This window comes from Chloroflexota bacterium (assembly GCA_013152435.1).
Taxonomy (GTDB): Bacteria; Chloroflexota; Anaerolineae; order DUEN01; family DUEN01; genus DUEN01.
The window spans coordinates 26,916-33,808 of the sequence record JAADGJ010000096.1 but is presented as its reverse complement, the minus strand read 5'-3'; the positions used below and the strand labels follow the sequence as shown (position 1 = coordinate 33,808).

The 6,893-nt window shown below is 67.1% G+C and carries 8 protein-coding genes; all 8 read left to right on the top strand.

Features of this window, described 5'->3' with window-relative positions; genetic code table 11:
* The coding region (locus GXP39_13800; GenBank protein NOZ29106.1) for an L-seryl-tRNA(Sec) selenium transferase at positions 1-486 on the top strand (486 nt) is incomplete at its 5' end.
* A 10-nt stretch (positions 487-496) separates the two neighbouring features.
* Complete coding sequence (locus tag GXP39_13795) at positions 497-895, top strand: DUF126 domain-containing protein (protein ID NOZ29105.1); 399 nt, start codon at positions 497-499, stop codon at positions 893-895.
* Complete coding sequence (locus GXP39_13790; GenBank protein NOZ29104.1) at positions 895-1,719, top strand: isopentenyl phosphate kinase family protein; 825 nt, start codon at positions 895-897, stop codon at positions 1,717-1,719. Before GXP39_13795 ends, GXP39_13790 begins: the two co-directional genes overlap by 1 nt.
* 536 nt (positions 1,720-2,255) lie before the next feature.
* Positions 2,256-3,335 carry a site-2 protease family protein gene (locus GXP39_13785; GenBank protein NOZ29103.1) on the top strand — a complete coding sequence of 360 codons (1,080 nt, stop codon included), beginning with the start codon at positions 2,256-2,258 and terminating at the stop codon, positions 3,333-3,335.
* Between the two features lie 97 nt (positions 3,336-3,432).
* A complete protein-coding gene (locus tag GXP39_13780; GenBank protein ID NOZ29102.1) occupies positions 3,433-4,761 on the top strand; it encodes a LysM peptidoglycan-binding domain-containing protein in 1,329 nt (442 codons plus the stop codon).
* Between the two features lie 78 nt (positions 4,762-4,839).
* Complete coding sequence (locus tag GXP39_13775; GenBank protein ID NOZ29101.1) at positions 4,840-5,859, top strand: HEAT repeat domain-containing protein; 1,020 nt, start codon at positions 4,840-4,842, stop codon at positions 5,857-5,859.
* A 16-nt stretch (positions 5,860-5,875) separates the two neighbouring features.
* Entirely contained in the window at positions 5,876-6,223 is a 348-nt protein-coding gene (locus GXP39_13770; protein ID NOZ29100.1) for a hypothetical protein, read from the top strand.
* Between the two features lie 11 nt (positions 6,224-6,234).
* Positions 6,235-6,882, top strand: coding sequence for a tetratricopeptide repeat protein (locus GXP39_13765; GenBank protein NOZ29099.1), 648 nt, complete (start codon positions 6,235-6,237; stop codon positions 6,880-6,882).
* Positions 6,883-6,893: the final 11 nt, after the last annotated feature.

Genomic DNA, 6,893 nt, shown 5'->3' with positions numbered 1-6,893 from the left:
GGGATCATCGTGGGGCGGGAGCGATGGGTGCGTGCGTTGCGCCGCCATCCTCTGGCGCGGGCGCTGCGCGTGGACAAGACCACCCTGGCCGGGCTTCAAGCCACGCTATTGCACTACCTGCGGGGGGAAGCGGAGCGGGAGATCCCCGTGTGGCGCATGATCGCGGCGAGGCCGGAGGCTCTGGAGCGCCGGGCCCGAACCTGGGCGGAGGCGTTACGAGCGCAGGGGGTGGAGGCTGCGATCGCCGCGACGCGCTCGGCCGTGGGAGGCGGCTCCCTGCCCGGTGAGACGTTGCCCTCCACCGCCGTGGTGCTGACGCCGCGATCGGCGGAGGCGCTGGGGCGGGCGCTGCGCGAGGGGGACCCGCCTGTGGTGGCTCGCGTCGTGGAGGAGCAGGTGTGGTTGGATCCCCGCACGGTCCAGCCCGAGGAGGAGTCGGCGTTGTTGGAGGCGGTCCGGATCGCCTGGGAGCGCGCCCATGGCTGAGGGAGAGGCCATCCGGCTGCGCGGGCGGGTGATCCGGCCGGGACGGGCCGAGGGGATCGCCCTGGTCTCGCCGGAGCCGATCGGCTTCCTGGGCGGGGTGGATCCGGACACGGGGATCGTGATCGAGCCGGGGCATCCGTTGCAGGGACAGAGCGTGGCCGGACGTGTGCTCGTGTTCCCATCGGGCAAGGGGAGCACCGTCGGCTCGTACACCATCCTGCGCTTGCAGCGGAGTGGACATGCTCCGGTGGCCATCGTCAATCGGGAGAGCGAGGCGATTGTGGCGGTGGGGGCCATCATCGCGGATATCCCCATGGTGGATCGGGTGGACATCTCCCGCATTCATACCGGGGATCGCGTGCGGGTGCAAGACGGCGAGGTGTGGGTCTGGCCCGCGAAGGGGGTGTGATGGGAGCGGGCGAGCTCGTCTTCGTGAAGCTGGGCGGCTCGCTGATCACGGATAAGACGCGCCCGTCCACGGCCCGGGTCGATGTCATCGCCCGCCTGGCTGAGGAGTTGGCCCAGGCGCGAGCGGAGCGGCCCGATTTGCGACTGCTGTTGGGGCATGGCAGCGGATCCTTTGGACATGTGGTGGGGAAGCGTTATGGCACGCGTGCGGGCGTGCGCGGTGCGGAGGGCTGGCGGGGGTTCGCGGAGACGGCGGCCGCCGCGGCGCGGCTGAACCGGATCGTGACGGATCAGATGCTGGCGGCCGGGCTGCCCGTATGGTCGATCCAGCCTTCGGCGACGGCGCTCTGCCGGGACGGCCGGCTGATCGCGTTGGGGTGGGAGCCCATCGAACGGGCGCTGTCCGTCGGGCTGGTGCCCCTGATCTATGGAGATGTCGCACTGGACGAGGTGCGTGGGGGGACCATCGCCTCCACGGAGGAGCTGTTCGCGTTCCTGGCGCCCATCCTGCGGCCGGCCCGGATCGTGCTGGTGGGGCGGGTGGACGGCGTCTTCACAGCCGACCCGCTGCGTAACCCCGATGCTCGACGCATCCCGGAGCTCACCCCGCAGGAGGTCCTGTCCGGCCACGCGGGGCTGGGCGAGGCGTTTGGCGCCGATGTGACCGGGGGGATGGCCAGCAAGGTGTGCATCATGGCCGGGTTGGTGCAGGCCATGCCGGGGTTGGAGGTGCATTTGATCGGCGGAGAGACGCCTGGGCACGTCGCCGGAGTCCTGAGCGATGCGACGTATCCGGCCGGCACCCGCCTGAGATCTGAGGAGTGAGTCACCTACGATCGTCACGTTCAGGGGGCCAGAGGTCGAAAAGCCTCTGGTCCCTATTTTTTCCTGGCCGCCGTGCGTAGGGGCACGGTGGTGTGTCATGCGGCGTAACGGTTGAGCCCTCCCTCCACGGAAACTTCTCTTGTCCGGCCTGCACCTCCCTTTCTCGGCCCTTCCCGAAGGACCCGGGCCGAGGCCGGGTAGGTCGAAGGTGGGAGAACGGCTTTTTCCGGAGGGGCGGGCCCCTTGGGGTCTCCCCACGGCAGAGGCAACGGCATTGCTCAGACGCGCTCTGAGAGGATGAGGGCCGTCGAGTGTGGATTCCGCAGGGTTGGGATCCGGTCGTGGAACGACGCGAGGCACAACTTTCTGTCGGGTTACGCCCAGGGATATACCCCTCGTCGGATGGTTGCGGAAACCCGGGGTTTGCCACGCCCATTGAAACTAGGTATAATCCTCACACTGGATAAAGGCTGGGCGATGATCGCATGGTCGAATGAAGGCCTCGGCCTGTGCGGGAGTTTCTGCGAGGATAAAGGATGCTTGTCACGGCGGTCTCTTTCTTTGTTGTCCTGAGCGTGCTGGTGCTGGTGCACGAGTTCGGTCATTTCATTGTCGCCCGGCGCAGCGGCATTGTGGTGGAGGAGTTTGGGCTTGGATACCCGCCGCGACTGGCCGTGCTGTTCGAGCGAAATGGGGTTGCGTATACGCTGAATGCCATCCCCTTTGGCGGCTTCGTGCGTATGCGCGGGGAGGATGTGGCGGAGGGGCCGGGGAGCTTCTCCGCTCAGCCGAAGCGGGTGCGAGCGGCCGTGTTGCTGGCCGGGCCCGGGATGAACCTGCTCCTCTCCGTGGTCCTGTTCACGGCCTCGTTCCTGTTGGGGCGACCCTTGCTGGCGCCGGGCGCTGCGGTGACGGCCGTCGCCCCCGGGTCTCCTGCGGAGGCCGCCGGATTGCAGCCGGGGGATGTGATCCTCGCCGTCGCGGATCAACCGGTTGAGACGCCGGCCGATCTGGTTCAGCTCGTCAAAGAGCATCTCGGGGAGCCCGTGGAGTTGGAAGTGCGCCGGGATGGGGAGATGGTCCGGGTCACGGTCACGCCCCGGGTGAACCCGCCGGAGGGCGAGGGGCCCATGGGGGTGGCCATCCATTCGGCCTCCGAGTTTCGGCGGCTGCCTTTGGGGCAGGCGTTCCTTCAGGGCCTGGCGATGACCGGCTCCTTCATCTTCATGACGCTGATGTTGCCCATTTTGCTGTTGCGCGGATTGATCCCGATGGAGGCCGCTCGTCCCATTGGCCCGTTGGGGATCGCTCAGTTGACCGGCGGGGCGGTGGAGGTCTCCGTCGCCACCGGGATGGCGTTCCCGATTCTGCAGCTTGTGGCCATCTTCAGCGCGGCGTTGGCGGTGACCAACCTGTTGCCGCTCCCGGCGCTGGATGGGGGACGTCTCCTGTTCGTGGTGATCGAGGCGATTCGGGGACGTCGGATCGATCCCGAGAAAGAGGGCCTGGTTCACCTGATCGGCATGGTGTTGCTCTTCACCCTGATGATTTTGATCACGTATCAGGACATCATTCGGGGAGTCCCTCAGATCGATTGGGTGGGGCCGGGATTGTAGGGCTGTAGGATCTCGTGCTCACTTCATAGGAGCGAAGCCGTTGGTTTCGCTCTTTTGTTGCAGGCGATAGGTGGGTTTTGCGAGGCCGGGTGGGGTCATGGAATGTAGCCGATGTGGTGCGGAGATCCATCGAGGCCTGGCGGTTTGTCCCGTTTGTGGGGCTAACCTGCGTGCCAGGCCGCGACAGGTGCGGTGCCGTTACTGCGGGCATCGCTTCTCCGCCGAGCTGACGTTGTGCCCGAACTGCGGGCGGGAGCGGCGACCGGAGGGCCTCTCCCGGATCGTGTGGGGCGGTGCGCTGGCGATCATCCTGCTGGTCGTGGTCGGGCTGATCGCCCTGCCTTCGGTCCGGACGACCCTGCTCGCGTGGGTGCCGGAGGAGGGCCTGACGGCGTGGATGGCGACGGCGTTGCCGACGCTGGAGTCCGCGATCGCCCTGGAGACGCCCGCGACGGAGGTGGCGACGCGGACGCCGCTGGCGACGACGCCGCCGTCGGAGGAGCAGGTGGCCTACCAGGATCGTACGCCGACCCCCAGGCCGACGGATACGCCGACGCCGGAGCCGCCGACCCCGACCTTTACCGTGACGGCCACGGAGACGCCGACGCTTACGCCGACGGCGGCGCTGACGGTGACGGTTGTGAGCACGTCGACGGTGGAGGCGGAGAACCTGTACGTGGTGGCCCCGGGCGATTCCCTGAGCACGATCGCTCGTCGCTTTGGGGTCTCTGCGCAGGCGCTGGCCCGGGCCAACCACATCGAGGAAGATGCCCAGCTGCGGGTGGGGCAGCAACTGATCATCCCGCAGGGGGAAGAGGAGCCTACGCCCACGCCCCAGCCGGAGGAGTTGGTGTACGTGGTGGTTCCCGGCGATACGCTCAGCGCGATCGCCCGTCGGTTCGGCGTGACCGTGGAGGCGTTGGCCCAGCTGAACGGCATTGAGGATACCAGCCGGCTGCGGGTCAACCAGCAGCTGCTCATCCCGACCTCGGGGATGCCCCTGCCTACCCGTACGCCCACGCCCACGCCGGTGCCGACGCCCACGCCCACGCCGACGGTGGCGCTGGTGTATCCGGCGCCGCAGCCTCTGAGCCCGGCCGATGGCACGCCCTTCTCCGGCGGGGAGAAGGCGTTTATCGAGCTGCGTTGGGAGGATGTGGGGCCGCTACAGCCGGGCGAGGTGTATGTGGTGCATCTGGGGTTCCTGGTGGCGCCGGAGCAGATCACCTGGTTCTACGAGGATACCGTACAGGGCACTGGCTGGCGGGTGCCGGGGGCCTTTCAGGCGCTGGCGCCTCAGGAGATGGGGCGTTCCTTCCGTTGGTACGTGCAGGTGGAGCAGATTCGTCGCGATGCCGACGGGCGTATCATTGAGCGGGTGCCTCGCAGCCCGCGCAGTGCCATTTGGGGCTTTACCTGGAGTTGAATCGGGGGCGGTCGGATCGTCGGTGGAATGCCGGGCTGAAGGACCGAGAAAATATTTCGTTCGCTGGTAGAGATGGCTGTGAAGACAAAACTCGATATCGATACGGTGTTGGCGCATCTGGCGGATGTAGAGAGACGTCCGAAACTCTCCACCTTATTCAGTCTGTCTGATCTGGGAAGGGAGGAACTCCTGCGCTTTCAGGCCGTGTGGGATGATCTGCCGACGGAGCGTCGGAGGTGGGTCGCTCGAAACCTGGTGGAGCTGGCCGAGGAGCGCGTGGAGCTCTACTATCATCCGATCTTCCGCTGGCTGCTGGGGGATCCGGACCCCGAGGTGCGCGTGCAGGCGATCGAGGGGCTGTGGGAGGACGAGGACGTGAACCTGATCAGCCCCCTGGCCCGTATGCTGCGGGAGGACGCGAGCGAGGCGGTGCGCGCGGCCGCAGCCACCGCGCTGGGTCGATTCGTTCTGCTGGGCGAGCTGGGGGAGATCGAGGCGGCGTTGGCGATGGTGGCGGAGAAGGCGCTGTTGGCCGCCATTCATACGCCTGAGGAATCGGTGGAGGTCCGGCGCCGCGCCGTGGAGGCTGTGGCGTACTCCGGTGAGTTCGGCATTCGCGATATCATCCGGAACGCCTACTACGACGAGGACGATCTCATGCGCATCAGCGCCGTATTCGCCATGGGGCGCAGTGCCGATCGGTATTGGCGGCGCGTGGTGATGGCCGAGCTGAATAGCGATCAGCCGGCCATGCGCTTTGAGGCCGCCCGGGCGTGCGGCGAGCTCGAGCTGCGTGAGGCCGTCCCCGGTCTGGCCCGGCTGGTCGAGGATGAGGACATCGAGGTGCGTCTGGCGGCTTTGTGGGCCCTGGGACGGATCGGCGGCCCCGAGGCGCGACGCATCCTCCTGGCGCATGTCGAGAGCGAGGTGGAGGCCATCCGTGACGCCGCAGAGGAGGCCCTGGAGGAGCTGGCCTTCGGCGAGGATGTGCTGCGGTTCCCCATCTACGATCTGGACGAGGACGATGAGGAATCCGAGGACATCGACGACGCGGCGTTCTGGGATTTCATAGACGAGGACATAGAAGACGAGTGGTAGATCGGGGAGTGGCCGTATGAACCTCAAACTGAAGCGGTTGGTCCGCACGCCCTATTCGGAGCAGTACGCTCTCTTCGATCTCGATCGACTGGACGCGTCCTTGGAGCCCATGAGCGTGGGGAAGCTCGATCTGCATTTCACGGCCGAGGGGATGTACGGCACGTTGCTCCTCTGGCGAGATGTGGCCGAGCATATCCCGGCAGCCCAGCGGCGAGCGTTGGTGGAAGCGCTCCTGTCGGAGGTCAGCCAGCCCATGGGGGTGCCGGAGTCCTACGCGGTCGAGTTCTTCACGCCCACCCTGGCTGAGTACGAACTGCTGCACAACATCCCGGAGGAGGACGAGCTGGAGCAGGTCGGAGGGTGAGCGAGGAGGCGATGGATCGGAAGAAGCGGGAAAACGACGTCCCTGAGGAGCCTGCTGCCGTCCAGGGGCCGGATGAGCGGACGGCTGGTGAGGGCGCCGAGCGGGAGCGCGCGCTGCGGGTGCGAGAGCTGCTGAATCAGGGGGCGCGCTTGCTGAGCAGTCGGCGCCCTGGGGAAGCGGCCGCGGTGCTCGAGGAGGCCTATCTGCTCGCCCCGGAGGATGTGGCCGTGGCCATCAACCTGGGCGGCGCGTATGTGATGCAGGGAAAGTTCTCTAAGGCGGTACCTGTGCTGGAGGCCGCTTCGGAGCGAGAGCCGGATAACTCCATGGTGTGGGTCAATCTGGCGGCGGCCTATCTCGGCCGGCTGGAGCTGTCCAGCCGAGAGATGCAGGACAAGGCCATCGCCGCGTTCGAGCGGGCGCTGCTGGTCGATCCCCGGACGCCGAACGTGAACTACAACCTGGGCCTGATCTACAAAGAGCGCGGGGAGCTGGAGCGGGCGGCGGCGCATTTCTGGCGCGCGCTGGAGATCAATCCCGGGGATCGGGACGCCCGCTATTGGCTGGATCGCATCCAGCGAGCGCAGCGCCCCGCTGATGTGGGGGATGAGGGGGCCAGCGGGGAACCGGATGCCCCCGCGGAGCGTTGTGACGAGTAGGCAGGTGATGT

What these genes read in the sequence shown, in the direction of transcription:
- GXP39_13790 (NOZ29104.1), top strand. Translation starts at nt 895, where the DNA reads ATGGGAGCGGGCGAGCTCGTCTTCGTGAAGCTGGGCGGCTCGCTGATC.
- GXP39_13785 (NOZ29103.1), top strand. Translation starts at nt 2,256, where the DNA reads ATGCTTGTCACGGCGGTCTCTTTCTTTGTTGTCCTGAGCGTGCTGGTG.
- GXP39_13780 (NOZ29102.1), top strand. Translation starts at nt 3,433, where the DNA reads ATGGAATGTAGCCGATGTGGTGCGGAGATCCATCGAGGCCTGGCGGTT.
- GXP39_13770 (NOZ29100.1), top strand. Translation starts at nt 5,876, where the DNA reads ATGAACCTCAAACTGAAGCGGTTGGTCCGCACGCCCTATTCGGAGCAG.
- GXP39_13765 (NOZ29099.1), top strand. Translation starts at nt 6,235, where the DNA reads ATGGATCGGAAGAAGCGGGAAAACGACGTCCCTGAGGAGCCTGCTGCC.